Genomic DNA, 25188 nt, shown 5'->3' with positions numbered 1-25188 from the left:
GCTACTTTACGGAAAAAACCTCTTCCGGCTACTCCATCGCCGGCCGGTCGATTCCCTTTTTCGCCTTCCTGCTGGCGGCGACGGCGGCATCCTTTTCGGGGTGGACCTTCATCGGCCATCCGGGCCTGATCTGGCGGGATGGCCTGGCTTACGCCTTCGCCTCGTTTTACGTGCTGACCATTCCCATCACCGGCACCTTCTTTTCCAAGCGTACCTGGCTGTTGGGCAAACGCTACGGGTTCGTCACCCCGGGCGACATGTACGCCTACTATTTCAACAGTGAGGCGCTGCGCTGGCTGGTGGTGGCCACCGCGGTCCTGTATTCGGTCTTTTACTCGGCGGTGCAGCTGATGGCCTCGGCCGCGCTGTTCAACATCATCGCCGGCGTACCGATCACCTTTGGCGCCATCTTCATGGCCTTCATCGTCTGGTTCTACGTCTGCACCGGCGGTCTCAAGGCCAGCACCTGGGTGGGCGTCATTCAGTTCGTCCTGCTGGTGGGCGGCATCGTCATCCTGGGGTTCTTTGTCATCACCGCTCCCGAGTTCGGCGGCTGGTCCGGCTTTTCGGCATCCGTGGCCCAGCTGGAATCCAAATTCCTGGAAGTCCCGCGGGTGATCAACCTGGTGGACTACCTGGGCGGCGCACCGGGTGAAAACGCCTGGACGGCGGTCATGATCCTGACCTACATGTTCGCCCTGATGGGCATTCAAAGCTCGCCGGCCTTCACCATGTGGACCTTCGGCATCAAATCCCCCAAACCCCTGGCCTGGCAGCAGGCCTTCATGTCCACCTTCGTGGTCGGCTTCGCCCTGTTCTACTTCACCGCCTTCCAGGGCATGGGTGCCAAGGTGCTCCAGATTGCCGGGCATGCATCCTTCCAGAACCTGACCGATTCCACCGTGGTGCCCACCATGATGAATTTGTTCCTGCCACCCTTCATGCTGGGCATTGTCTTCATGGGCGCCATTGCAGCCATTCACTCCACCGCAGCCCCATACATCGGCACAGGCGGCTCCATTCTGCTGCGCGATATCTACTGGCGCTATGTCCGTAAACAGGAAGCCGGTCACGCCGAGCAGATCTGGATGAACCGCGTGTTTGCCACCGTGCTGACCATCCTGGCGCTGGTCGTGGGTATGACCTCCAAGGCGGCCCTGGTGATCCTGGGAGCGTTGGCCACGGCCTTCGGCTTCGTCATGTACGTGCTGCTGCTGGGTGTGATCTGGGGTTTCAAGTTCCCGCGCATCGGGGCTGTACTGGGCGTATTGGCGGGCATGTTCGCCGTCTACCTGGCCTACTCGGTCTGGCCCAACCCCCTTTCCATGCACAGTGCCTTCTGGGGCGTCTTCTGCGGCCTGGTCGTGGCTTACATCTGCCGCGGCATGGGCATCAAGGATGACGAAGAGACCATCAAACGCCAAGCCGAAATTCGCACCTTCCTCGACGACATCGACGAACCCAGCGCAGCCGGCAAGCAGTGGCGCGCCGTCATGAAGATCGTCGTGCCCATCTGGTACTTTTTTGCCATCGGTCCGGCCTGCATCCTGGGCAACAATGCCTTCTCCTTCTCCGGATTCTCCCCCCTGTGGTCCTGGCAGATCGCCTGGTGGATCCTGGGTATCGTGATGATGTGGGCGCTGTGTTTCAAGGCCGAAATGGCCACCACCACCGAGACCCAGATCAAACGGGCCGAAGTGGAAACCAACATCGTTGTCAAGGAAGCTTAAAAACATAACCGCTAAAGGAGACCTTAACCATGAAGAAAGAAGACATGTGGATGATTGGACTGGTGGTGTTCTCCATCCTGTGGACGGCATCATTCGGGTGGGGTGTATTCGGATAAAAAGATGCAGCCGGCCGCACGATCAGATGGCGGCGGCCGGCTTTTCCCCTTGACGGATTAAAACAAAGATGGGTATGGCAAGGCCGCCAGCCGAGCATGCCCATCAACCAAAAGGAAAAGGAGCGGTTGCCATGATACTGACGCCCAAAACAGTCACCTGCCGCTGCGGACATTCGTTTACCGCCGAGCGTGATCGCAGTTGGTGCGAAAAGTGCTGCGAGGCCGTGTATTACAACGAGAAAGACAAAAACAGACACCGTTACAACAGCATGTATGTCGTGGGTGTCATCCTGGCCGTGATCACCTTTTTGACCTATGTCTTCATGGAACTGATCGCGGTGCCGTTATTGTCGGCCTGATCCGGATACCGCAGGCTGACGACACCTTCGGGTAGCACTTGAATGCAGCAGGCCCTGCCGTCGTGAATCCTTGTCGAATCGTCGGTTCAGCCAACGGTTGGTTGTTGATTGCCCACACAGCGTTTTTTAAGCGCTCATTCCCGGTTTAACCCATCCGCCGCCATCGCATTTGTCTGCTTGAATTCCCATCCAACCGAGGGTATGAGTAAGCATGGCCAAAAAGATCCTCATCGTCGATGATGAACCCAGCATCACCGTGCCATTGAAATTTTTGATGGAGCAGCATCAATTCCGGGTGATGGTCGTTCACAGCGGGGAAGATGCGCTTGCCGCCATTGAGCATTTCGAGCCGGACCTGCTTTTGCTGGATGTGATGCTGCCAACCGTTGACGGATTTCAGATATGTCAGGCTGTAAGAGACAATCCCCGTCAAAAAAATCTGAGGGTTGTTTTTTTGTCTGCAATGACGCGTGACCTGGATATCGCCAAAGGCAATACCCTGGGAGCCGATGCATACATTACCAAACCATTTTCCAACGCCGATGTGGTCAGGCAGGTCAAAGACCTGCTGTGCACATGAGACTGGGCAATAAATTCTGGCTGTTTGCCAGCGTCTGTACGGCGTTTGCCACCGCCATCGCCGTGACCCTGGCAGTGCTCTTCTGGAAACGGATAGACCCGGTTGAACAGCAGTTGCTGATGCGCTTGTTTACCGAGGAGTTCTGGTATTTTTTCAGCGCCGGCGTATTTTTGTTTGCCGCCTTCGGGTTCACCCTGGACTGGTTTTTCCGTTTTTACATCCTGCCATTGAACCAACTCATCGAAGAAACCCGGATCATGAGTACCGTCAACCCGGCCCATCGCCTGAATGTCGACGGCAGCCGCGAGGTCAAGGCGCTGGGCGAATTGATCAACGCTTATGGGGACCGCTACGAAACCGCCCAACAGGTCATCGACCAGACCGTGGAATCGGCAAAAGCCAAGACCGAAGTGGAAAAGAATATGCTGGCCACGATCATGGGCGAGCTTTCCCAGGGGGTGTTGATCTGTGACACGGTCGGTCGCATCCTGTTGTATAACCGTCAGGCGCAACGGGTATTGAAGAAGGTTCAACCGGCTGATTCGGGCGATGAAACTGAGCAGGGTGACGATGCGGTGCCCAGCGGTTTCGTCGGCTTGCACCGGTCGGTCTATTCGCTGATCGATAAAAACCTGGTCCAGTATGCACTCAAAGATATACAATCCAAATTGGATCAGAAAAAAGAAAATGTATCTTCGCATTTTGTCGTGGTGACCCTGGACCGGCGGCAGCTGCGTGTCGAAACCCTTCCCATCCTGGACGCGGACAAACGATTTGCCGGATTCGTTCTCATCTTCGCCGATATCACCGATCAGCTGGAATATGCGGACCGGTTGAACCAGCATTTGATCCACATGTCCAAAACGCTGCGATCATCCATAGCCGCCATCCGGTCCACCGTGGATTTAATCATTCAGTTCCCCGAGATGCCCGTCGACCGCAAGAATGATTTCCTGAACATCATTTCCGCTGAAACGAAGTCATTGAGCCGGCTGTTGAGAACCGAGCTCATGGAAACCACCCGCTATGCCAAGTCCCGCTGGCCGCTTGCCACCATACTGGTCACCGACTTCATGGCAACCCTTAAAAACGAGTCGATGGCGGTCAACGACCTCAACATTGAAGTGACCGAATGCGACTCCCGGTGCATGATCCGGGCGGACAGCTTTTCATTGGTCCTGGCCATCGATTTTATCCTCGAATGTCTCAAAAAGGAGCTGCACACCGATTGCCGGCAGATTCGACTGACCGCACCGGGCAATCTGGTTCAAATGGACCTGATCTGGACGGGAGAACCGATCAAGATTGAAACGGTGCGCCGGTGGAGCGACCAGGAATTGACCGGCGTTCGCCACGGCTACCCATTGACGCTAAAGGCCATTCTCGACCATCACCATGCCGAAATCTGGCCCCATAGCCACAACCACAAAAACAGCGAGGCCTGCCTGCGGTTATTCATCCCCATGGTTCAATCCGAAGGCGATGCGGAGATCGTCCGCCACGTCACGCTGCTGCCCCAGGGCAGACCGGAATTTTACGATTTCGACCTGTTCAATCAGGCCGGGAATACCTCGGAATTGATCCATCGGATGCTGGGAGAGCTCAACTATACCGCATTTGACACGGAGACGACCGGTTTGGACCCGCGCGGCGGCGATGAAATCATTTCTGTCGGTGCCATCCGTATTGTCAACGGCCGCCTGCTGCATACTGAAACCATCAATCAGTTGGTCAATCCCTGCCGATCCGTACCCGCCGAGTCCATCAAGTATCATGGCATCGACGACGAGATGCTCAAAGGGAAGCCGACCATTGAAAAGGTGCTTCCACTGCTTCACCGCTTTGCCAAGGATACCGTTCTGCTGGCCCATAATGCCGCTTTCGACATGCGTATGCTGCAGATGAAGGAGAAGGCGACCGGAATCCGATTTGACCATCCGGTACTCGACACCATTCATCTGTCTGCCATTGTCCACCCGTCCCAGCATGACCACACCCTGGACACCATTGCCCAGCGGTTGGGCGTCGTGCTGACCAAACGGCACGATGCCCTTGGCGATGCTGTCGCAACGGGTGAGGTGTTCCTCAAAATGATCCCGCTGCTCAACGAAAAGGGGATCCACACGCTCCAGGATGCCCTGATCGCCTCGCAGCGAACTTACTATGCCAGGCTTAAATACTGAATCACTGGCATCAATCTGAGAAAAGAACCGCCTTGATCCTGAAAAAGATATTCATCGATGTCACGGTTCAATCCCATCCTGAGACGCAACGGATCTGTCGTCGGTTGGATTTGCCCACCGAACGCGTGGACGACCCTGCCGCGCTGTACCAATGGATCAACAGCGCCGCGGATCCGATCGGCCGCGGCAAACAGGTGCTTTACCTGACCCGCAACAAGGGCGGCTTTTTAAAACCCTGTCCGGGGACCCGTGAATACACGTGTTGCGGTTATCAGATTCTGCACGTGGCCTCCTTTTGCGGAATGGACTGCTCCTACTGTATTCTGCAAAGCTATTTTCATCCGCCGCTGCTGCAGTTTTTTGTAAACCGCGAGGACCTGGACCCGGAACTGACCGGGCTTTTTCAAAAACGGACGATCAGTCGGATTGGAACCGGGGAATTCACGGACAGCCTCATCTGGGAGCCGTGGACCGATCTGACCGACTATCTGGTCTCTCGTTTTGCGGCCCAGGACAAGGCCGTGCTGGAGCTGAAAACCAAGACGGTGAACATTGAGCGGCTCAAGGGCCTGGATCACCGGAGCAAAACGATTCTCTCCTGGTCATTGAACACGCCGGCCGTCATGCGGGCTGAGGAGCGGCGCACGGCACCTCTGGATGCACGTCTGGCGGCGGCGGCGCGCTGCCAGAGCTGGGGCTACCCGTTGGCATTTCACTTCGATCCCATGGTGATTTACCCGGGCTGCGAAAGCGACTACCGCAAGGTGGTCAAGCGCCTGTTTGCGCATATCCGCCCGGAACGTATCGTCTGGATCAGCCTGGGCACGTTCCGCTTCATGCCGTCCCTCAAGCCGATCATCGCCCAACGATTTCCCGACTCTAAAATTACCTACGGTGAATTCGTCACCGGTCTGGATAACAAAATGCGCTATTTCAAACCCTTGCGCATCGCCCTTTACCGGCAGATGGTGACTTGGATTCGAAAGGCAGCCCCGGAGTTGACCGTCTATTTCTGCATGGAGGACGACGAGGTGTGGCAAAAGACCCTGGGATTTTATCCTTTGGGGGATGATGGTCTGGCAAAGATGCTGGATGACAGCGCCATTCGATTATGCGGCCTGACACCCTGAAGGCATTTTATATCTTGAAAGGACGTTTTCCCCGGCGCTGGATCGGCCTGATCCTGCTGTTTCTGACCGCCTCGGTGGTCTGCGCCGATGCCGACGGCTGGGTCAGGGTCAGGCGGGTCGCCGATGGGGACACGATTGTTCTGCAGGACGGCCGGCATGTGCGTTATATCGGCATTGACACCCCTGAGATTGATCATGAAAATCACCGGGCTGAACCCATGGGGTTCGAGGCCCGGGCGATGAATCGACACCTGGTTGACGGTTGGCAGCTCCGGCTGGTTCAGGATCGGGAAAAAAAGGATCGTTACGGCAGAATCCTGGCTTATGTGTATCGCCGTGACGGGCTTTTCGTGAATGCAGAAATGCTCAATCAGGGCTGCGGTTACCTGTTGAGTCGTTTTCCCAACATCAGCAAAGAACAAGAGCTGCTCACATTCCAGCGTGACGCCATGCAACATGCCAGGGGGATCTGGACGCTTGTCAGAAAGGATGCCCAGCCACCCCATGCCCTTTTAGGAAACCGGCGTTCCAGGCGGTTTCACGCCCACAATTGCCCCATGGGAAAGCGCATCTCTGAAAAGAATCGGATATGGCTGGAAAATGAATGGACGGCCTTCTGGTCCGGCTACTCACCGGCAAAGGAGTGCATTGTGTTTCCCAGGCAGAACGAAAATGGAGGGCCGAGGCCCTCCATTTCCCAGATTACTACCCGGTTTTATGCGGCAACAGGTGCTATTGGCGTTCGGCCTTAATCTGTTCGATCACTTTGGTGGCGATCTGGGCCGGCACTTCATCGTAACGCAAAAACTCCATGGTATACATGCCGCGGCCGCCGGTCATTGATCTCAGATCGGGCGCGTAGGTCTGAAATTCAGCCAGGGGCACCTCGGCGTTGATAACCTGATTCTTTCCCGCTGTATCCATTCCAAGAACCCGCCCACGCCGGCTGTTCATATCGCCCATGATGTCACCCATGTATTCATCGGGAGTGATCACCGTCACTTTCATAATCGGCTCCAGGAGCACCGGTTTGGCCTCTTCACAGGCCTTTTTGTATGCCAGGGAACCGGCGACCTTGAATGCCATTTCGGAAGAGTCCACGGCATGGTAGCTCCCGAAATCCACCGTGGCGCGAAAATCTACGCAGGGCGCCCCGATCAGGGGTCCTTTCTGGCAGGCCTCGGCAATCCCCTTTTCAACGGCTGGGATGTAATTTTTGGGGATCACCCCTCCCACGATAGCGTCCACGAATTCAAAACCGGCGCCGCGGGGCAGGGGCTCCATGACGATCCAGCAGTCACCGTACTGACCGTGCCCGCCGGACTGTTTTTTGTGTTTGCCCTGGACGCGAACTTTCTTTTTGATGGTTTCACGGTAGGGAATCTTTGGTGTTTTGAGCAGGACATCGACATTGAATTTTCGCTTGAGTTTTTCGATGGTGCTTTCGATGTGCACCTGGCCCAGGCCGGAAATCAGAATTTCTTTTGTTTCCGCATTGCGATCCAGCTTCAGGGCGATGTCCTCTTCCAGAAGTTTGGTCAGCGAGATATAAATCTTGTCCTCATCCCCGGTCGTTTTGGATTCCAGTGCAAACGAGATCAGTGTGGGCATGGGTTGGGCACAGGTGTAAATGATCTTGTTGCTTTCGTCACACAGCGTGTCACCGGTTTTGGTTTCCTTGAGTTTGGCAACTGCGACGATGGATCCGGGTCCGGCTTCGGACGCCGGCTTCTGCTCTTTACCGGCGATGGTCAGAAGCTGATTGAATCGTTCCCTGGTCTCTTTGGTCGCGTTGTAGAAGGTACCGTCACTGCCAAGCTTCCCGGACACCACCTTAAAAATGGTCAGTCGACCGGCATAGGGATCCGCAACCGTTTTAAAAACAAAGGCTGAAAAGGGGGCCTGCGGGTCGGATGGCCGTTCAATGATTTCATTGTTGGCTGGATTGAGGCCCTGTCTGGGGGCTTTTTCCAGGGGTGAGGGCAGGCAGGTAGCCATAAAATCCATGAGCAGATCCACACCGATGTTATAGGTGGCGGAGCCGCACAGCACCGGTGCAAACGTGCGCGCAAGGATGCCTTTTTTCAGTGTGTCACGGATTTCCTGGTTGGAAATGGTCTCTCCTTCGAGGTAACGCTCGATCAAGGCATCGTCGGCTTCGGCCACATTTTCGATGAGGGTTTCGCGCTCGGCCGCGACCATCTCCTGCATGTCTGCGGGGATCTCCACTTCCGTGGCGGTGCCATTTTCATCGTAGGTGTAGGCCTTCATTCCCACCAGGTCGACAATGCCGTTGAAGTCCGCCTCGGCGCCGATGGGAAGCTGGACGATGATGGGTTTGGGGGACAGGCACTGGACCACATCCTCAAAGGTACGGGTAAAATCGGCGCGCTCGCGGTCAAGCTTGTTGATGAAAATTGCGCAGGGCAATTCGTATTCGGTTGCAAAATCGGTCACCTGTTCAGTCTGAACCTTGACACCGTCTACGGCATCCACAACGATGAGGATCGTGTCGGCTGCCTGCATGCACAATTTGGCATCGGAAATAAAGTTCTGATCGCCGGGCGTGTCAATCAGGCTGATGGTGTGTTTTTTCCAGGGCAGTTGAAAAAAACCGCTGGAGAGACTGGCCTGTCGCTTGAGCTCCTCGGGTTCGAAATCCATCACCGTGTTGCCATCCTCCACGCGTCCGACGCGGGTGGTCATGCCGGCCTTGTTAATCATGATTTCAGCAAGGGAGGTTTTACCCGAACCCCCATGGGCAACCAGGGCGACATTTCTTAAGGTTTCATTCATATGGCCCACTCAAGCTCCTCTCTTTATTGTATTTTCTACACCGTTGACCGCAACCCTATTAAAAGCGTTATTATTAAATCGATGACCGGAAAAAATCAAGTTCAAAAACCTGATTATAAACTATAATCCGATTGTTGCAGCCGGATGATAAACTCCTGATTGCCCTTGGGGCCCAAAACAGGGGAGGGGATGACCGGTCCGCACAAGAGCGCCTGCCGTGAGAAAAAATTGCGCAGATCGTCGATGATTTCAGCGTGAAGCTGTGCATCCCTGACCACGCCGCCCTTGCCGACCCTGCCTTTGCCGGCTTCGAACTGGGGTTTGATCAATGCCAGGATGATGCCTCGTGCCTTGAGGAATCGCAGTGTCGAAGGAACGACAATTTTAAGTGAAATGAAAGAGGCATCAATGGTTATAAGGTCAATGGGCAGGGTGATCAGGGCTGGGTCCAGGCTGCGGATATTGGTCCGTTCGATAACCACCACGCGATCGTCCCGCCTCAGCGACCAGGCCAGCTGGCCATAGCCGACATCCACGGCAAATACGCGGGCCGCACCGTGTTGCAAAAGACAGTCGGTAAAACCACCGGTCGAAGCGCCGACATCCAGACAGACCCTGCCGGTGCAGTCGATGTGGTTGGCTTTCAGCGCCGCTTCAAGCTTGAGCCCCCCCCGGCTCACATAGGGCAGATCCCCGCCTTTAATGCTGACGTGGACATCCGTGGGGAACTGGGCGCCGGGTTTGTCGCAGGGCAGATGGTTGACCCGTACCCGGCCGGTCATGATCAGCGCTTTTGCACGCTCACGGCTCTGGCAGAGTTTTTTTTCAACGAGCAGCGTATCGATGCGTTTTTTTAATGACGCCATGGGACCGATTTCATGAATGTAATTTTCAGGATTCTGCCTTACACAACCTTCATATTTCTTTCCGGGCGCAGCATGGCCCGTGCTGCGTCGATGATGGCCGCCGCATCCACCCGATATTTACTGCGCAGGATATCCTGAGGCCCGTGCTCAACAAAATGATCTAAAATCCCCAGCCGTTTGATGGTGAAATCATTAATCCCCTGGTCACTCAGCAATTCCAAAATGGCGCTGCCAAACCCACCCTGGATGGTATTTTCTTCAACTGTGATGACATGGCGGATCTTTTGGACCAGGGGGACGATCAGTTCCCGGTCCAAGGGTTTGATGAATCGGGCATTGACCACGGTTGCCTGAATACGGTGGTTCTCCGACAGCAGTGTACCGGCGCAGACGGCTTCACTGACTGCACTGCCAACGGCGAGGATCAGCAGGTCGCCGCCGTGGCTAACGATCTCACCCTTGCCGATGGGGATGATCGCCAAGGTCTTATCCAGCTTGGCGCCGGTCCCCCGGCCCCGTGGGTACCTCACGGAAATGGGGCCGTCGTAGACAACCGCAGTGGCCAGCATGTGACGCAGCTCGTTTTCGTCTTTGGGCGCCATGACCACCATGTTGGGGATGGATCTTAGAAACGAGATGTCAAAAAGGCCGTGGTGGGTGGGTCCGTCTTCGCCGACGATACCCCCGCGATCCAGGGCGAATACCACCGGCAGGTTTTCGATGCAGACGTCATGGATGATCTGGTCGTATGCCCGCTGGAGGAACGTGGAGTAGATGGCCACCACCGGGCGGAACCCCTCGGTGGCCATGCCGGCGGCAAAGGTTACCCCATGCTGTTCAGCGATGCCGACATCAAAAAAACGGTCCGGATAGGCCTTGGAAAAGGGGACCAGTCCGGTGCCTTCAGGCATGGCGGCGGTAACGGCAATTATTTTGTCATTGGATCGGGCCAGTTCCAGCATGGTTTTCCCGAATACATCGGTGTAACTGGGCGCATCAGTCGTTATTTTGCGGCAGATACCCGTATCCACATCAAAAGAACCGACCCCATGGAAGTAAACGGGATTTTGCTCCGCCTGCCGGTAGCCCTTGCCTTTTTTCGTAATGACGTGAAGGAGGACCGGTTCATTCATCGTTTTAATATTTTTTAGAATATCAATTAAATGATCGAGGTTGTGCCCGTCGATGGGCCCGAAATATTCAAAGTTGAATGCCTCGAACAGCATCCCCGGAGTGACGAAGGTTTTAAAGGACTCTTCGCTGCGTTTGGCCAGCTGGTATACATTTTCACCGATCCGGGGCAGTGATTTGAGGAATTCACCGAATTCCTTGCGCAGCATCTGAAGTTTGGATGCGGAAAAGGTTCGGCTGAGCAGGGAGGATAGCGCGCCGACATTGTGTGAGATGGACATTTCATTGTCATTCAGGATAACAATCATGTCCTTGTCGTTGTGGGTGTCTCCCGTCTGGTTAAGCCCTTCGAAAGCCAGTCCTGCCGTGAGCGAGCCATCTCCAATGACCGCCACCACTTTGGACGAATCGTTTTTCAGGCGTTTTGCGCAGGCAACGCCCAGTCCAGCGGATATGGAGGTGCTGCTGTGGCCGGTGGTGAAGGCGTCATAGGGGCTCTCACTGCGCTTGGTAAACCCTGAAATGCCGCCGTGGCGACGCAGGGTAGCGAATCGTTCGCGGCGTCCGGTAAGCAATTTATGGGCGTATGTCTGATGCCCCACATCCCACAAAATTTTATCCGTGGGGGTGTCGAAGACATAGTGCAGAGCGATGGTCAACTCGACCGCGCCGAGGCTTGAAGCCAGGTGGCCGCCGGAGGTGGATACCACGTCAACGATGGTTTTGCGAATTTCTTTTGCCAGATCGGGTAGTTCTGAACGGTGCAGCTTTTTCAGATCGCGCGGGGAATCGATTTTTTCAAGCAGATGCGAGGATTGGCGCAATGGATGAGCTCCCTAAAACTTCGGTAAATGATTATCGGTTTCGTTGGATGACATAGCGTGCAATGCTGCGCAGGCAATCTGCTTTATTATCAAAAGTGTCAAGGGCCTTCAAGGCATTGTTGACCAACTGGGCGGCGAAGGCTTCGGCGCCGGCAAGACCCAGCAGGGACGGGTAGGTATTTTTGCCGCGGGATCGATCGGTGCCCGTGGCCTTGCCCATTCGCTGCGGATCGCCCCGGATGTTGAGGATGTCGTCGGCAACCTGAAAAGCCAGGCCGATATTTTGGGCATAGGTATGCAGCGCCTGACACTGATCCGTGGTTGCGCCGGACACCAGTGCGCCCGAGCCCACGGAGATTTCGATCATTTTTCCGGTTTTAAGGCGGTGAAGGGATTCCAGCTCGGTTGGCGCAATAACCGATCCTTCAAAATCCATATCGCGCATCTGACCTTCGATCATACCCCTGAATCCGGCCCCGGCTGCGATCAGGGCGATGACGGACAACCAGCTGCGCTTTTCACCGGCACCACTCTGAACGCCGGCTGCGGCCAGGACTTCAAAGGCCAGGGTCAACAGCCCATCGCCGGCAAGGATGGCGGTGGCCTCGTTGAACTGAACATGGCAGGTAGGGCGGCCGCGTCTTAACTTATCGTCGTCCATCGCCGGCAGGTCGTCGTGAATCAGCGAATAGGTGTGGATCAATTCCAGGGCACAGGCAAGGGGAAGGACGGTGTCCCGGCGGCCGCCAACGGCTTCTGCAGCGGCGATGCACAGCACGGGACGCAGTCGTTTCCCACCAGCCATGACCGAATAGACCATTGCACGAGACAGTTGCGTGTCGGGCGATGGACCGCCCAGACAGCGCCGCAGGCTTTCCTCAACGTCGGCCCGAACCTCTGCAAGATAAGCTTTCAGATCGAACATCGGTGGCTCGCTCAGGTGACGTCGTCAAAGGGTTTTTCAACGCGATTACCGGCCGCATCCGCCATCAGCAAGGTGACCCGCTTTTCGGCTTCGTCCAGGGTTTGGGTGCAATAGCGAGACAGCTGAATACCGGCCTCAAATTTCTCCAGCGCCTTTTCTAGGGGCAGGTCGCCGGATTCCAGTGCTTTGACTATTTTTTCCAGATCATCGAGCGATTTTTCAAAATTCGGTTTTGCTTTGGCAGCCATCTGTTTTCATAATCCTTTTTTGGTAACGGTAACCATCAATTTGCCCTTGCCCAACAAAACCTCGAGGTTCTGATCAATGTTTACCCCATCTGCGCTGCGAACAATGGATCGATCCGGCAGGCTGCGCGTAATGCTGTATCCCCGCTGCAAAATGGCCATGGGGTGGAGGGCCTCGAGCATGGCGGCGTGTCTGACAATGGCCGCGCGTTTATCATGCAGCAAACGGTTCAAGGCGCCAACGATTTTATTTTCAACGCCCACAACGTGTTCCTTCAGGGCAGCTACCCCTTTTAGTGGCGATGCATGCATCAGCCTGTCATGCCTGAAGGCGACGCGCTCGCGTTTGCGTGCCAGGGAGTCTTTGAATACCGCCAGAAGGCGAATCGAATAATCATCCAGCCGCATGCGCGAATCCTGAAGTCTTCGGCGGGGATGTTTGATTCGGCTGACCAGTTGGTTTCGCTGTTTTTTTAAATTTTTTAATAGGTTGTTTATAATTTGATAAACCTTTAAATTAATTTCTTGAAGTCGCTTTTCAAAGTCATCTTTGGCCGGAACCGCAATTTCAGCCGCCGCAGACGGGGTCGGCGCCCGCAGGTCGGCCACAAAGTCGGCAATCGTATAGTCGGTCTCGTGGCCAATGGCTGAAATGATCGGTATTTTGGATGCGAAGATGGCACGGGCGACCTGCTCATCGTTAAAAGCACACAGATCTTCAATGGATCCGCCGCCGCGCGCCAGAACGATGACATCGGTGGTTTCGATTTCGTTTAACATGCGGATGGCATGGATAATTTCACCTGGTGCGCGATCCCCCTGAACGGCAACCGAAACCACTTCCAAGGGCAAATTGGCAAAGCGCCGCTGGGCCACCTTGATAAAATCACGAATGGCGGCGCCGGTCGGTGAGGTTACCACACTTATTTTTTTGGGTAAAACAGGCAGCTGCAGTTTATGCCGCGCATCGAACAATCCCTCTTCGGCAAGCTTTTGTTTCAATTTTTCAAAGGCAATCTGCAGGCCGCCAATGCCTTTGGGCTCCAGGTATTCAAAAATCACCTGGTACGATCCCCGCGGTTCGTATACGCTGATCCGCCCCAGTCCAATGATCGCTAAACCATCTTCGGGCTTGAATTTGAGCGACTGGGTCTGGGTGCGGAACATGACTGCACTGAGTTGTGAATAGGGATCCTTCAAGGTGAAATAACAATGCCCGGATGAAGGTATTCTTAAGTTGGATATCTCTCCGGATATCCACAAGAAAGGGAATAAATCCTCAAGTTTATTTTTAATTAATTTGTTCAGTTCGCTGACTGCGTAGACATGCGGACGTGAAGGCGTGGGCATATTGTCGCTGTTGGGCATGAATCCATCTGTGGTTAAAGTGGTGCGTGCGTGGTGAACGCCAACCCTTTAACGTCCGATAATGTATATTATGTAAAATTACAACCCGGTTTAAGGTTGTCTGGGGGCCTCTTCCTTGCGCCCGAATTTTTGGATGATGTCCCGCACTGCCGGCACAACGTAAAGATTTTCATGCGGCAGATCAAAAAGTGACTGTGCCAGGATTTTAATTTTCTTATGCAAAGTGATATTTTTATCGATAATGCAGTGCCTTTTACCCTTGACGAGGCAACATCCGCTTTGCACGGGAATGGCGCTGCCGCGAAAACGCTGTTCTGAAACCGATACATCCAGTTTCTCAGCCAACTCCTTAAGTTCCTGATAAATCTGTTCAGGTTTCATGGGCAGTGAATGGTACGATCTGCACGATGTTTTTGACCACAGACTGTCGCCTGCGGATATGCGCTGTTCATATCAGCATTATGCTTGAAAATAAAGCGGCCTGTGTTATATTCCATGGACGTGACAGCAACGGTTGACGCTTTAGGTTAACGCTTTAAACGATAAACAGACGGAGGTTATAGATGCAGTCGATTCCAATGGAAAGAACCGAGGCCCAGGTACACGTCAATACCTTTGTGCGAAGTGTCTATAATTGGATGGCCGTGGGTCTGGCCCTGACCGGCACCGTGGCGTGGTTTGTCGCCCACAACGAACCGGTTCTGCGCTTTATATACCAGGCCCGCTGGATCTTTTTTATCGGTCAACTGGCCCTGGTCTTCATGCTGGCCTCCCGCGTCCACAAAATGCAGGCATCGACAGCCACGGGCATGTTCATGTTTTATGCAGCCTTAAACGGCGCGACGATGGCATTTATTTTCCTTGTCTACACCACGTCATCGATCGCCTCCACCTTTTTCATCTGTGCGGGAACCTTTGCCGTCTGCAGTGTTTTCGGCTGGGTAACCAAGCGTGACCTCACCGGTCTGGGCAGTTTCATGTTCACGGGGTTGATCGGAATCATCATCGCCTCGGTGGTCAACATTTTCCTGAAAAGCCCGGCAATGCAGATGATTATCAGCTATATCGGTGTGTTGGTGTTTACCGGGTTGACCGCTTACGATACCCAAAAGCTCAAGGCCATGGCCATTTCCCAGCCGGCAGGTCTGGATGCCGCTGTGGTCAGAAAAGGTTCTATTATCGGTGCGTTGACGCTCTACCTGGATTTTATCCTCATGTTCCAGTACATGCTGATGATCTTCGGCGGCAATCGCGAATAAAAAAAACCCTGAATCATGAATTCACACGATTCAGGGTTTTCAGTTTCTTGGACCGCGATAGCGAGTGCAATCCCCGCTGCTTGCGGCGGGGATTGCACGAACGGGGAAGCTTCAATTTCCTGTATTCGGTTGCGCGGCATCTGGCGCCGGTATGTAAACCTCCGACTGCCGCTTTACCCCAATGCCTTGCCGACCTCCGAGGCAATCTGCCGGCACAAGGATTTCGTTGCCTGCACGGTTGGCCCCTCCACCATCACGCGGCACTGTGGCTGGGTGCCTGAATAGCGCACAAGCACTCTTCCGTTATCACCGAGCTGTTTTTCCGCGGCGCGGATGGCCCGCATGATGTCATCGACTGTATCAATTTCCGGTTTTGATTTGACATCCACATTGATCAGGCATTGCGGGAATACGGTCATGACTGCTGCCAGCTCTGACAGCGGTTTTCCCGATGAACGCATGGCTTGCATGAGTTTCAAGGCGGCCAGCATGCCGTCTCCCGTCGTATGGTGACCTAAAAAAATCATGTGGCCTGAATCTTCACCACCTAAAACAGCGCCGGCCTTTAGCATCTCCTCCATGACATAGCGGTCTCCAACCTTGGCTTTGATGTGCGTGATGCCCAATTTTTTAAGAGCAGAACCAAATCCCAGGTTGCTCATGACCGTTGTGACTACCACCGGGTTGGCCAACTGCCCTTTTTCTTTCATATATTTGGCGCAAATGGCCATCACTTGATCCCCGGAAAGCACCTTCCCTTTTTCATCCACCGCTATCAATCGATCGGCGTCCCCATCCAAGGCTAATCCCAGATCGGCATTTTCAGTCATTACCGTCTCGGCAAGCACCTCTGGATGCTGCGACCCGCAGTTGTCGTTGATATTAATTCCATCCGGCCTGCAGAAAATACTTTTAACCGTCGTGGTAAGTTTTCCGAAGAGCATGGGTGCGATCTGACTGGCGGCACCATTGGCAGAGTCGACTACAAGTTTCATTCCCTCCAGCGAAGGCCCCGCGGAAAGACAGCTTTGCAGAAACCAGCGATAATCGCTCTGGGCATTATCGAGGTGATGAATCATCCCCACCCGTTCGATCGTTTGGCTTTTACGATAAAGCGCCCCATCATCGCTGATCAGTTGCTCGATGGTGCGTTCAGCACCATCGGATAGCTTGTATCCGTCACCTTTAAAGAGTTTGATGCCGTTGTCGTAAAATGGATTGTGGGATGCGGAAATAACGATACCGGCATCAAATCCATGGGTTGCGGTCAGATATGCCACCCCCGGTGTGGGCAGGACACCGGTAAGATAGACATCTTTACCCATGGAGCAGATGCCGGCCGCCAGCGCGCTGACAAGCATGTTGCCGGAGATCCGCGTATCCTGACCGATGATGAAACGGTCGGAGACCTTTTTCTCGGCATTGAAATAAGCAGCGATGGCCCGTCCCACCTTAAGCGCTGTTTCGCAATTCAACGGATACTGATTGGCTACGCCACGGATGCCGTCGGTTCCAAATAATTCGCCCAATGATGTAACTCCGTAATGATTGAAATCGACTACGAGTTTGCTCGCTATAGCGGTTCAACTCCCGAATAGCCAAATCGCAAAATCGTTTGTCGCAATTTTTAGAAACGCGCTATCATTCGTAATAAAGCCCTTAGCATCAGACTCCAGAGCGGTTGCTGCATGGATGGCGTCGGGAGTGCGCAATCCGCAGCTGGCGCGTAACCGGGCAGCGGCAGTCGAAATCTCGGTCGTTAATGGTATGACCGTTAGATTGGGAAAGTTGGAAAGAATCCGGACAATTTTCTGCGCACGCGGCTTTTCGCTAGAACGAAAGGCCGGGACCAGAAGCTCGGCAAAGACCAGCGAAGAGAATACCGCCGAAATTTCACCAGCTTCGATCCGCAGGAAAAGAGCCTTTGCCTGTCGATAGAAATTAGGATGGCGTTCGAGAAAATAGATCAGTGTGACGGTGTCAAGAGCGTAAATCCGCTCCTGAGGAAGTTTTTCAGGCCTTAATTCCACTGGTCCCGCGCCTGGTCAAGCTCTTCTTCGTATCTCCGCCAAATGTCTGAACCGCAAGCATCAAGAGCTTCGGTGGCCGAAACAGCCGCTTTTCGGATAATGATTGCATTTTCTTTAGTGGTGATTTCCAGTTGGTCTCCCGGCTGAATTTTCAATCTCTTTCGAATGGCCACCGGAAGAACAATTTGTGATTTACTGCTAAGTTTGGCTAACGGCATATCCGACCCCCTTTTGTCTTACCTCAAAGTAAAGCTATATTTCCGCGGAGTCAAGTTTTTAACCTATGGTGCTTCTTGTGCAAGGGGAAGCCGGATAAATAGGGGCACTAAGCGTTTGGTGAATCGAACCCATAGCCGATGTAAACTATCGGATCGCCGGGAACAAATTTAACACTTGCCCGGTGATCTCATCCACAACCTGTTGAAGCCAGACAGTGCCCTGCAAGGCCTCCCCGGCATCAAGGCTTTTGATCACATCGATGTAGGTGGGACCGATGCTATCGATTTTTCGAAGGACGATCGACAAAAATGCCTTGTTTTCAAAAGTCTCTATACTATCTAAACTACGGCGAATCAGATCACCGGCCTGATCTCGGTTGCCAATCAGTTGATTTTTTTGATTGATGAGGTCGCTCGACGCGCTGTCGCCCATTTGCTGCCGATAAAGCGTTTTGGATTCGTCCAGCTTTTCACAAAAGGAGGTAAAACGTTGGATGCGCTCATCAATGGCCAGCCGCAAGGTGTCAATTAATCCCTCATGGAGCGACTGCGGAAATCGTTCTCCGACGAATTGGCGACGGACGTGGGTGTACCAGCTCATCAAAGCCACCAGGTTGGCCATATAAACGATGTTGTTAAACGCCTGGCGCTTGACATTCCGGTATATGCCCTTGGAATAGGGCACGCTGCCCCCCCTGCCCCCACCTTCAATGATCAGCCGGCCCGGCTTGAGCTGATCTTTGCGATAGATCGAACCCGCAGCAATCACTGTTCCGTAGGCAATGCGGCAGGGTCCCACCAATCCCCCCTGACCGCCTAAAAAAATGGGGGGCTGGTTAAGCATCACCCCATTGGGAACGTCCCCGATCAGTGAAGCCGTGGCCTTGTCCTGATTGGGGGTATAGTTGAAATGAATGTAGGAACTGCCGACTTCGCTGTGGTCCTTCCGGCTGCTGCCGCCAGCCATCAAACAATCGCAAAAATTGATCAGGCTGCCCAGGGTAACAAATGGAAACAGGATGGTCTGCTTCAACCCGACGGTGTGGGCGATGCTGGCCCCTTCCTCCAAAATGGTTCCCTGGCGCACATGCGCCCCCAATCCACAACTGGCATCGGCCAGAAAAACCGCCTCACTGAAAAAGCCGCCCTTGAGTGCTGCGCGCGGACCGACATGACAGTTATCAAGGGTAGCGGGCCCCTCGGCACCGATCCGGACACCTGGAGCGATAAACGTTCGCGATCCTTGGATCCGCGTTCCCGGATAGAGCACGACCCCTTCACCGGCGATGCGATTGACATCCACCTCATCGCCAATAACCACGCCGTGGGGGTCGGGAACCCTGGCACCCTTTTTCACAATCTGCTGCAATTTATCCATTTTACGTCTGCGCCTACGCCTTCAAATCGACTTCCTTCAGATCGATCCTGAACCGTTTAAGAAACAATCCCCGTCGCCGGCAATAATCCTCAACCGCCGCATGGGATGGCCGGTTGCGCCCATCCGCGTCATCGAACGAAACCAGAACACCGCCCACCTGATGCTGGCTGTGAATCCGGTCCATCTCAGCCAAAGTGCCCAGTATCGGATACCCCTGGATCTTTTTTCCCTTTTTCAACACATCGTCATCCACGAAACCCACCGGCTTGACGTTCAAGCGCTTGTTGTTCAAAATTTCACGCAGCAACAGCTCCCCTCCCCTGCCCGCGCCGTAGATGACCACGTTGTCACCGGACAGGGTTTTGCGGTTCTGGGTTTCGATAAACAACCGAAACGACCCTCTGACGCCCAGCAATAGGCCGGTGGTGAGCAACGCGTCGATAAAGAAAATCCCTTTGGAAAAGTCCTCGAAACGATAAATGAGGGTCACGGCCGCCACAGACACCAGCGTGCCCGCAAAGGATGCGCGTACATAGAGAAACACATCATTGGTGCTCAAATACCCCCACATGCCGCGATAGATGCCCATTGCGTAAAAGACCAACAGCTTACAGGCGATCACGGCCGGCAGTGAGTTTAAAAAGACTTTAAAATAATAAGCAAAAACAGGTCCATCGAAACGCAGGCGATAGGCCAGGTAATACGAAAAAGCCACCAGAACGAGATCGAGCATCACCAGCAGCAGTTGGCGCTTATAGGTCAGCTCCAGCAGCACCGGGGTGAATTGCCGGTTGCGCAGCACCGAAAACTCTTTTTCCGGATAGACCCTGAGCTGCGACAGGTAGATGCCCATCAGGGCAATGGCCGTGACCACCGGCACGATCACGACCGGCGAGGTCAGGCTGTCGCTGCGGCTTACAATGACCGCCGCCAGTCCGGCCGCGCAACCGGTTCCGTATAAAAACAGCACGGCGCTTTTTTCCGAAAAACCCATCAGGACCAGCCGGTGCGAGGTGTGGTCCCTCCCGCCGGTGGAGGCTTTGCGACCGCTCAAGAGGCGAATGGCCGTTACCAGGGTAGTGTCGAGGATGGGGACCAGCAGCATCAGGATTGGCACGGCAAAGCGCATAAAAGGGGTCGATGAGGGTGTTTCCGCATAACCCAAGGCCAACACGCTGATACTGAATCCGATCACCAGACTGCCGCAGTCCCCCATGAAAATCTTGGCCGGATTGAAGTTGTAAAAAAGAAACCCGCCCAGGGCTCCGGCCAGAACAAGGGCCACCAGAAAAGGTTCCCGCGCCAATGGATGGAAGAGCACCGCCAGGGCCACACAGGCCACGAGCCCCACCCCGGCGCAAAGCCCGTCCATGTTGTCGATCAGGTTGAACGCATTGGTAATACCGACGATCCACAGCAAGGTCACCATCGTATCCAGGGTCAGCGAGGTGAACCAGTGCAGCCTGAAACCTAAGAACACCACCAGGGCGGCCGCCAGGATCTGAGCAATCAGTTTGTTGTGCGGTTTGATGCTGCGAAAATCATCAAACAAGCCCACGGCGAAAAGAAAGGCGGTACCCAGCAGGATCACGGCCCCGGCCGAAGGAACACCACCGGTGGCATCCGCTTTAAAAGTATGCTTGAAAACCGTTTCCAGGTCGCCAACAAACAGCAGCGGAACCGCCATGGCGATGAAAATAGCAATTCCACCCATCAGCGCTGTGGATTTTTTGTGCCAGCGGTCACTGGACGGATGGGCCATCCAGCCCCTGTTTAAAGCAACCTGGCGAACAATAGGGGTCAACAGGGCAGCCAACCCCAGGGAGAAGGAAAAGTATATAATCGGTTCAATTGTCATCCGCAATGATCATACCCATGGCAGTTGGAAGCCGTTAAACCCCATCCGTGCGCTTTCGCATGTAATTCACCACCCGGGTCAAAATGGCATCCAAACTGGTTTTGGGATCGAACCCGATCAGCGCGTTGATCTTCTCGATGCCCGGCACCCGACGCTGCATATCCTCGAAATCCTTGCCGAAGGCCTGGTCGTAAGGGATGAATTGAAGCTCGGACGAGGACCCGGTGGCGGCCAGAATCCGTTGGGCCAACGCCAGAATCGAAACCTCCTCCCTCCCGCCCACGTTGAACACCTGACCGAAGGCCTCCTCGATTTCCACCATGCGCATAAAGGCCCAGACCACATCCTTGACATCGGTGAAGGTCCGCGTCTGGTTGCCGTCCCCATAGATCGTCAACGGCTCGCTTCGCAGGGCCTGGCCCACCAACCGCGGAATGACCATGCCGTAGCTGCCGGTCTGACGCGGGCCCACCGTGTTGAACAGGCGGGCGACGGTTACCTGCAGACCGGTCGTGCGGAAATAGGCCAGGGACATGAATTCGTCCATCAACTTGGACGCCGCATAACTCCAGCGAAATTTGCTCGACGGGCCGTAAATGATATTGTCCGTCTCGATCAAGGGCGCATGGGTGTGCTTGCCGTAGACCTCCGAGGTCGACGCGATCAGCACCCGCTTTTTAAACTTGTTGCACAACTCCAGTACAATCTCGGTGCCCTGGATGTTGGTCGTGATCGACTCCATCGGATTGTTGAGTATGTACTCCACCCCCACGGCCGCGGCCAGATGGTGGACCACCTCGCAGGTGCCCACCAGTTCCATCATGATGTCGCGGTTCATGATCGTATCGATGTGCACGAACAGCCGCCGGTGATAGGCGCCCTTCTGTTTCAGGTGGGCGACGTTGTCCAGCGAACCGGTCGAAAGATCATCGATGATATACACTTCATCGCCGTTTTCCAGATAGGCTTCCGCCAGATGGGACCCGATAAAGCCGGCGCCGCCGGTGATCAGAATGCGCATGCTACCCCCGTTCTCCGGTAAGGTTGTCGGTCGAATGAAGTGAGTGGCCCTCTTTTACCTGAAATGAGCCGTCAAGGCAATTGTGTTCTGCAGGGCCGAATCAATCCGCACAAGCGTGGCGCGCATGGCTCAAACGAGCCATTTTTCCCGCCACATTTCCCACATCAGCAAGGACCAGAGCCGATGCCGGTGGTTGCCTGACCCAGCCATGTGCTCATTTAAGATGGTGTCGACGAAATCGGGATCGAACCGGCCTTCGTTTCTTAAATGGGCCGGGGACAGATAATCCTTCAACAGATGATTCAGGTCTTTTCGCAACCAGTCAGCGATTGGAACGCCAAATCCCATTTTGGGTCTTTCGATCAGCTCACCGGGGATATATCGACATAGCAGTTTGCGCAGGAGATATTTGCCCCTTCCATTGCGATACTTTAAATCGACCGGCAACCGGGCCGAGAATGCGACGACCCGATGATCCAGCAACGGCACTCTGACTTCCAGACTGGCGGCCATGCTGGCACGGTCCACTTTTGTCAGCATGTCATCGGGCAGATAGGTCTGCTGATCGACAAGCATCATTCGGCGGATGGCGTCCAGATGTCCAGTTGCATCAAATACATGGTCATAGGTGCTGGGTGGGACCCCCTGTCCGGTCAACTGGCGGATGTCATCCTCAGCCCAAGTGCAAACCGCCATCCGATACAGTTCGGCCAGTTCCGTCTGGCTCATCTGACTGACGATTTTGGACCATTTGTCGGAGAAATTTTCTACCTGCAGCCATTGGGGAAGGCCGCTGCGAAACGCTGAATAAATTCGCGACAGGCTGGTTGCCGGGATCTTTTCAACCCCTTCTCTAAGAAGATTGATAACTGCAGAGGGCAGGCGCTTCACCCAGCGGGCCATGTTCGCGGTTATCCAGTATCTTGCGTACCCGGCGAATTGTTCGTCCCCGCCATCTCCGGACAACGCTACCGTGACCTGACCGCGCGTCAGTTTGCTGACCAAATAGGTTGGGATCGCCGATGAGTCGGCAAACGGCTCGTCGAAAATTTCAGGCAGCTGAGGAATGACTTGCAAGGCGTCCCGGGCTGACACGTAAAGCTGTGTGTGCTCGGTACCCAGATGGTCGGCAATTCTGCGTGCCCAGGGAGCCTCGTCGTAGCCATCTTCCTCAAAACCGATGCTGTAGGTGCGCACTGGCGATTGATTCAATTTCTGCATCAGGGCAACAACGATGGAAGAATCCACTCCGCCGCTGAGCATCGCCCCCAAAGGGACATCGCTGACCAGACGGTCGGAAACGGCTTGGACGAGCAGTTCATCCAGGCGTGACAGGGATTCCTCTTCGCTGGATGGCTCCGGGGCAGGTGCGTCCCGATCGAGGCCCGGTATCCGCCACCACTGCCGGGTCGTCACGTTTTTACCGTCGAAAAGTAGAAAATACCCAGGTTGGAGCTTGAAGGTATTTTCGAAGATCGTTCTTGGCACCGGAACATATTGGTAGTGAAGATAGAGAGAAAATGCGTCCGAGTCCACCCGGCGTTGGAACCTGGAAAAAGCCATCAACGCTTTCAACTCGGACCCAAACAGAAATTGTCCATCGGAATAGGAATAGTACAGGGGCTTGATACCCAATCGGTCGCGTGCGGCAAAGAGTCTGCGATTGGTTTTATCCCAGATGGCAAAGGCGAACATGCCGATGAATTTGTGTAGACAGTCGAGACCCCATTGCATGTATGCCTTCAAGACCACTTCCGTGTCGCCGGTACTCTTGAACCGATGACCGGCGGTGATCAGCTCACTTTTTACCTGCAGGAAGTTATACACTTCGCCATTGAAGACGATTACGGTATCTCCATCGTCGCTGACCATGGGTTGATGACCAGCAATCGAAAGATCGATGATGGAAAGCCGTCGATGCGCCAGCGCCAAACCCCATGATTCGTCAAAATAAAGGCCCTGGTCGTCAGGTCCGCGGTGGGATAATACGGATGCAGCTTTGGTGAGATCGATTTTTAGCCGGTTAAAATGGCGCTTGGAGACGAAGCCCACAATGCCGCACATAGTTGCCTCGCTTTGTTTTTGGTCATGCGATCCTTGAGGAGCGGGATTTTTTTTCGATTCGGTTGACAATCACCTCTTGGCCTAGGACCGATAATCCGGTAGAAGCGTTGTGCAGTCAACTCAAGAATTAGAACCGGACGGAGTTTCCGACATGAATCGTTCCTCCTCCCTGACCCGATCTCCGCTGCTGGTAAAAAACACCCTATTGAACCTGTTGGGCTACGGGTCCCCGTTGGTCGTGGCGGTGTTTTCCATCCCGAAGATCGTCGCTGGAATGGGTACCGACCGCTTCGGCATCCTCACCCTGGCTTGGGTGTTGATCGGATATTTCGGGCTGCTGGATCTGGGATTGGGCAGAGCCCTTACCCTGGTCGTGGCCGAAAAACTCGGCGCTGACCAGACGACGGATATTCCTGGGACGATCTGGACCGCCCTGTTTGCAATGCTGCTGGTCGCCATCACCCTGGGCACAACGGTAATCGTATGCAACCACTGGATGGTCTACGACATTCTCAAGGTACCGATCTATCTCCAAACAGAGGCCTATCGAGCCTTTTTCCTCTTGGCGGCATTCATACCTGTCGTCGTGGTGAGCGTCGGTTTTCGCGGCATACTGGAAGCCTACCAGCGTTTTGACCTGGTCAATATCGTGCGCATCCCACTGGGCGTCTTTTCATTTGCGGCACCCTTAGCCGTGATCCCTTTTTCCGTCAACCTGACGACGGTGATCCTGGTGCTATGCATCGGGCGTATGGCCGCTGCCGGGATCCAATTCTTATTTTGCTGCAGGATTATTCCCGGTCTAATAGGAGCTTTTTCGATTGAAACCAGACAGTTCCGGATGCTGATGAAATTCGGTGGTTGGATGACCGTTACCAATATCATCAGTCCCTTGATGGTTTATGTGGACAGACTATTTATCGGTGCAATGGTTTCGATAACCGCGGTGACCTTCTATGCAACGCCCAGTGAGGTGATCACCAAATTGACCCTTGTGTCAGGCGCTTTGATGAGTGTTCTCTTCCCGGCTATTTCGTCAAGCTTCAGGGTTGATCGTCAGCGTAGCGCCCACCTTCTGGAGCAGGGATTGAAAACCATTTTTTTTGG

General features: G+C 54.3%; 22 protein-coding genes. 8 read left to right on the top strand and 14 right to left on the bottom strand.

The features are described 5' to 3' along the window. The 6 genes from R6V78_RS06040 to R6V78_RS06015 all read left to right on the top strand — a co-directional run. Positions 1–1730: sodium:solute symporter (locus tag R6V78_RS06040; RefSeq protein ID WP_410288437.1), on the top strand; the 1730-nt coding region annotated here is incomplete at its 5' end. Positions 1731–1977: 247 nt separating this feature from the next. Continuing rightward, positions 1978–2205, top strand: a complete 228-nt coding sequence (locus tag R6V78_RS06035; protein ID WP_410288436.1) for a hypothetical protein — start codon at positions 1978–1980, stop codon at positions 2203–2205. Between the two features lie 211 nt (positions 2206–2416). After that, complete coding sequence (locus R6V78_RS06030) at positions 2417–2785, top strand: response regulator transcription factor (protein WP_410288435.1); 369 nt, start codon at positions 2417–2419, stop codon at positions 2783–2785. Beyond that, positions 2782–4968, top strand: coding sequence for an exonuclease domain-containing protein (locus R6V78_RS06025; RefSeq protein WP_410288434.1), 2187 nt, complete (start codon positions 2782–2784; stop codon positions 4966–4968). The genes R6V78_RS06030 and R6V78_RS06025 overlap by 4 nt, the downstream gene beginning before the upstream one ends. 32 nt (positions 4969–5000) lie before the next feature. Beyond that, positions 5001–6098 carry a radical SAM protein gene (locus R6V78_RS06020; RefSeq protein ID WP_410288433.1) on the top strand — a complete coding sequence of 366 codons (1098 nt, stop codon included), beginning with the start codon at positions 5001–5003 and terminating at the stop codon, positions 6096–6098. A gap of 14 nt (positions 6099–6112) precedes the next feature. Further along, positions 6113–6850: a thermonuclease family protein gene (locus R6V78_RS06015; RefSeq protein WP_410288432.1), complete on the top strand. Its 738-nt coding sequence runs from the start codon at positions 6113–6115 to the stop codon at positions 6848–6850. Here R6V78_RS06015 and fusA read toward each other — a convergent pair. The 7 genes from fusA to R6V78_RS05980 form a co-directional block, all read right to left on the bottom strand. Next, positions 6831–8894: an elongation factor G gene (gene fusA / locus R6V78_RS06010; RefSeq protein WP_410288431.1), complete on the bottom strand. Its 2064-nt coding sequence runs from the start codon at positions 8892–8894 to the stop codon at positions 6831–6833. The genes R6V78_RS06015 and fusA overlap by 20 nt on opposite strands. A 113-nt stretch (positions 8895–9007) precedes the next feature. After that, complete coding sequence (locus R6V78_RS06005) at positions 9008–9760, bottom strand: TlyA family RNA methyltransferase (protein WP_410288430.1); 753 nt, start codon at positions 9758–9760, stop codon at positions 9008–9010. Between the two features lie 38 nt (positions 9761–9798). After that, positions 9799–11715: a 1-deoxy-D-xylulose-5-phosphate synthase gene (dxs, locus tag R6V78_RS06000; RefSeq protein ID WP_410288429.1), complete on the bottom strand. Its 1917-nt coding sequence runs from the start codon at positions 11713–11715 to the stop codon at positions 9799–9801. Positions 11716–11746: 31 nt separating this feature from the next. Further along, complete coding sequence (locus tag R6V78_RS05995; RefSeq protein WP_410288428.1) at positions 11747–12640, bottom strand: polyprenyl synthetase family protein; 894 nt, start codon at positions 12638–12640, stop codon at positions 11747–11749. Between the two features lie 11 nt (positions 12641–12651). After that, positions 12652–12888 carry an exodeoxyribonuclease VII small subunit gene (locus R6V78_RS05990; protein WP_410288427.1) on the bottom strand — a complete coding sequence of 79 codons (237 nt, stop codon included), beginning with the start codon at positions 12886–12888 and terminating at the stop codon, positions 12652–12654. 6 nt (positions 12889–12894) lie between these two features. Further along, a complete protein-coding gene (gene xseA / locus R6V78_RS05985; protein WP_410288426.1) occupies positions 12895–14253 on the bottom strand; it encodes an exodeoxyribonuclease VII large subunit in 1359 nt (452 codons plus the stop codon). A gap of 90 nt (positions 14254–14343) precedes the next feature. Then, positions 14344–14598, bottom strand: a complete 255-nt coding sequence (locus R6V78_RS05980; RefSeq protein ID WP_410288425.1) for a hypothetical protein — start codon at positions 14596–14598, stop codon at positions 14344–14346. 218 nt (positions 14599–14816) lie between these two features. Between R6V78_RS05980 and R6V78_RS05975 the strand changes: the two genes are divergently transcribed. Further along, positions 14817–15512: a Bax inhibitor-1/YccA family protein gene (locus R6V78_RS05975; RefSeq protein WP_410288424.1), complete on the top strand. Its 696-nt coding sequence runs from the start codon at positions 14817–14819 to the stop codon at positions 15510–15512. A 173-nt stretch (positions 15513–15685) separates the two neighbouring features. Here the strand turns inward: R6V78_RS05975 and glmM are convergent, their stop codons facing one another. The 7 genes from glmM to asnB all read right to left on the bottom strand — a co-directional run bounded on the left by glmM (position 15686) and on the right by asnB (position 24081). Further along, on the bottom strand, positions 15686–17041 hold the full coding sequence (gene glmM / locus R6V78_RS05970; protein ID WP_410288423.1) for a phosphoglucosamine mutase: 1356 nt from the start codon (positions 17039–17041) through the stop codon (positions 15686–15688). A 54-nt stretch (positions 17042–17095) separates the two neighbouring features. After that, positions 17096–17542, bottom strand: a complete 447-nt coding sequence (locus R6V78_RS05965; RefSeq protein WP_410288422.1) for a type II toxin-antitoxin system VapC family toxin — start codon at positions 17540–17542, stop codon at positions 17096–17098. After that, positions 17533–17760, bottom strand: coding sequence for an AbrB/MazE/SpoVT family DNA-binding domain-containing protein (locus tag R6V78_RS05960; protein ID WP_410288421.1), 228 nt, complete (start codon positions 17758–17760; stop codon positions 17533–17535). Before R6V78_RS05960 ends, R6V78_RS05965 begins: the two co-directional genes overlap by 10 nt. Before the next feature lie 145 nt (positions 17761–17905). Continuing rightward, a complete protein-coding gene (locus R6V78_RS05955) occupies positions 17906–19138 on the bottom strand; it encodes a protein GlmU (RefSeq protein WP_410288420.1) in 1233 nt (410 codons plus the stop codon). Between the two features lie 13 nt (positions 19139–19151). Then, a complete protein-coding gene (locus R6V78_RS05950) occupies positions 19152–20996 on the bottom strand; it encodes a glycosyl transferase (protein WP_410288419.1) in 1845 nt (614 codons plus the stop codon). A 34-nt stretch (positions 20997–21030) separates the two neighbouring features. After that, positions 21031–22017: a GDP-mannose 4,6-dehydratase gene (locus R6V78_RS05945; RefSeq protein ID WP_410288418.1), complete on the bottom strand. Its 987-nt coding sequence runs from the start codon at positions 22015–22017 to the stop codon at positions 21031–21033. Positions 22018–22146: 129 nt separating this feature from the next. Further along, positions 22147–24081, bottom strand: a complete 1935-nt coding sequence (gene asnB, locus R6V78_RS05940; RefSeq protein WP_410288417.1) for an asparagine synthase (glutamine-hydrolyzing) — start codon at positions 24079–24081, stop codon at positions 22147–22149. Between the two features lie 151 nt (positions 24082–24232). Here asnB and R6V78_RS05935 point away from each other — a divergent pair. Then, on the top strand, positions 24233–25188 hold a 956-nt coding region (locus R6V78_RS05935), incomplete at its 3' end, for an oligosaccharide flippase family protein (RefSeq protein WP_410288416.1).

Origin of the sequence: Desulfosarcina sp., assembly GCF_046496365.1 — a bacterium.
Lineage (GTDB): Bacteria > Desulfobacterota > Desulfobacteria > Desulfobacterales > Desulfosarcinaceae > Desulfosarcina.
The sequence above is the reverse complement of the archived record's forward strand: the minus strand, read 5'-3'. Positions and strand labels throughout refer to the sequence as shown.

What these genes read in the sequence shown, in the direction of transcription:
- R6V78_RS05945 (WP_410288418.1), bottom strand. Translation starts at nt 22,017, where the DNA reads ATGCGCATTCTGATCACCGGCGGCGCCGGCTTTATCGGGTCCCATCTG.
- R6V78_RS06025 (WP_410288434.1), top strand. Translation starts at nt 2,782, where the DNA reads ATGAGACTGGGCAATAAATTCTGGCTGTTTGCCAGCGTCTGTACGGCG.
- R6V78_RS05950 (WP_410288419.1), bottom strand. Translation starts at nt 20,996, where the DNA reads ATGACAATTGAACCGATTATATACTTTTCCTTCTCCCTGGGGTTGGCT.
- R6V78_RS05995 (WP_410288428.1), bottom strand. Translation starts at nt 12,640, where the DNA reads ATGTTCGATCTGAAAGCTTATCTTGCAGAGGTTCGGGCCGACGTTGAG.
- R6V78_RS05960 (WP_410288421.1), bottom strand. Translation starts at nt 17,760, where the DNA reads ATGCCGTTAGCCAAACTTAGCAGTAAATCACAAATTGTTCTTCCGGTG.
- R6V78_RS05975 (WP_410288424.1), top strand. Translation starts at nt 14,817, where the DNA reads ATGCAGTCGATTCCAATGGAAAGAACCGAGGCCCAGGTACACGTCAAT.
- R6V78_RS05955 (WP_410288420.1), bottom strand. Translation starts at nt 19,138, where the DNA reads ATGGATAAATTGCAGCAGATTGTGAAAAAGGGTGCCAGGGTTCCCGAC.
- R6V78_RS06030 (WP_410288435.1), top strand. Translation starts at nt 2,417, where the DNA reads ATGGCCAAAAAGATCCTCATCGTCGATGATGAACCCAGCATCACCGTG.
- R6V78_RS06035 (WP_410288436.1), top strand. Translation starts at nt 1,978, where the DNA reads ATGATACTGACGCCCAAAACAGTCACCTGCCGCTGCGGACATTCGTTT.
- asnB (WP_410288417.1), bottom strand. Translation starts at nt 24,081, where the DNA reads ATGTGCGGCATTGTGGGCTTCGTCTCCAAGCGCCATTTTAACCGGCTA.
- R6V78_RS06005 (WP_410288430.1), bottom strand. Translation starts at nt 9,760, where the DNA reads ATGGCGTCATTAAAAAAACGCATCGATACGCTGCTCGTTGAAAAAAAA.
- xseA (WP_410288426.1), bottom strand. Translation starts at nt 14,253, where the DNA reads ATGCCCAACAGCGACAATATGCCCACGCCTTCACGTCCGCATGTCTAC.
- R6V78_RS05990 (WP_410288427.1), bottom strand. Translation starts at nt 12,888, where the DNA reads ATGGCTGCCAAAGCAAAACCGAATTTTGAAAAATCGCTCGATGATCTG.
- fusA (WP_410288431.1), bottom strand. Translation starts at nt 8,894, where the DNA reads ATGAATGAAACCTTAAGAAATGTCGCCCTGGTTGCCCATGGGGGTTCG.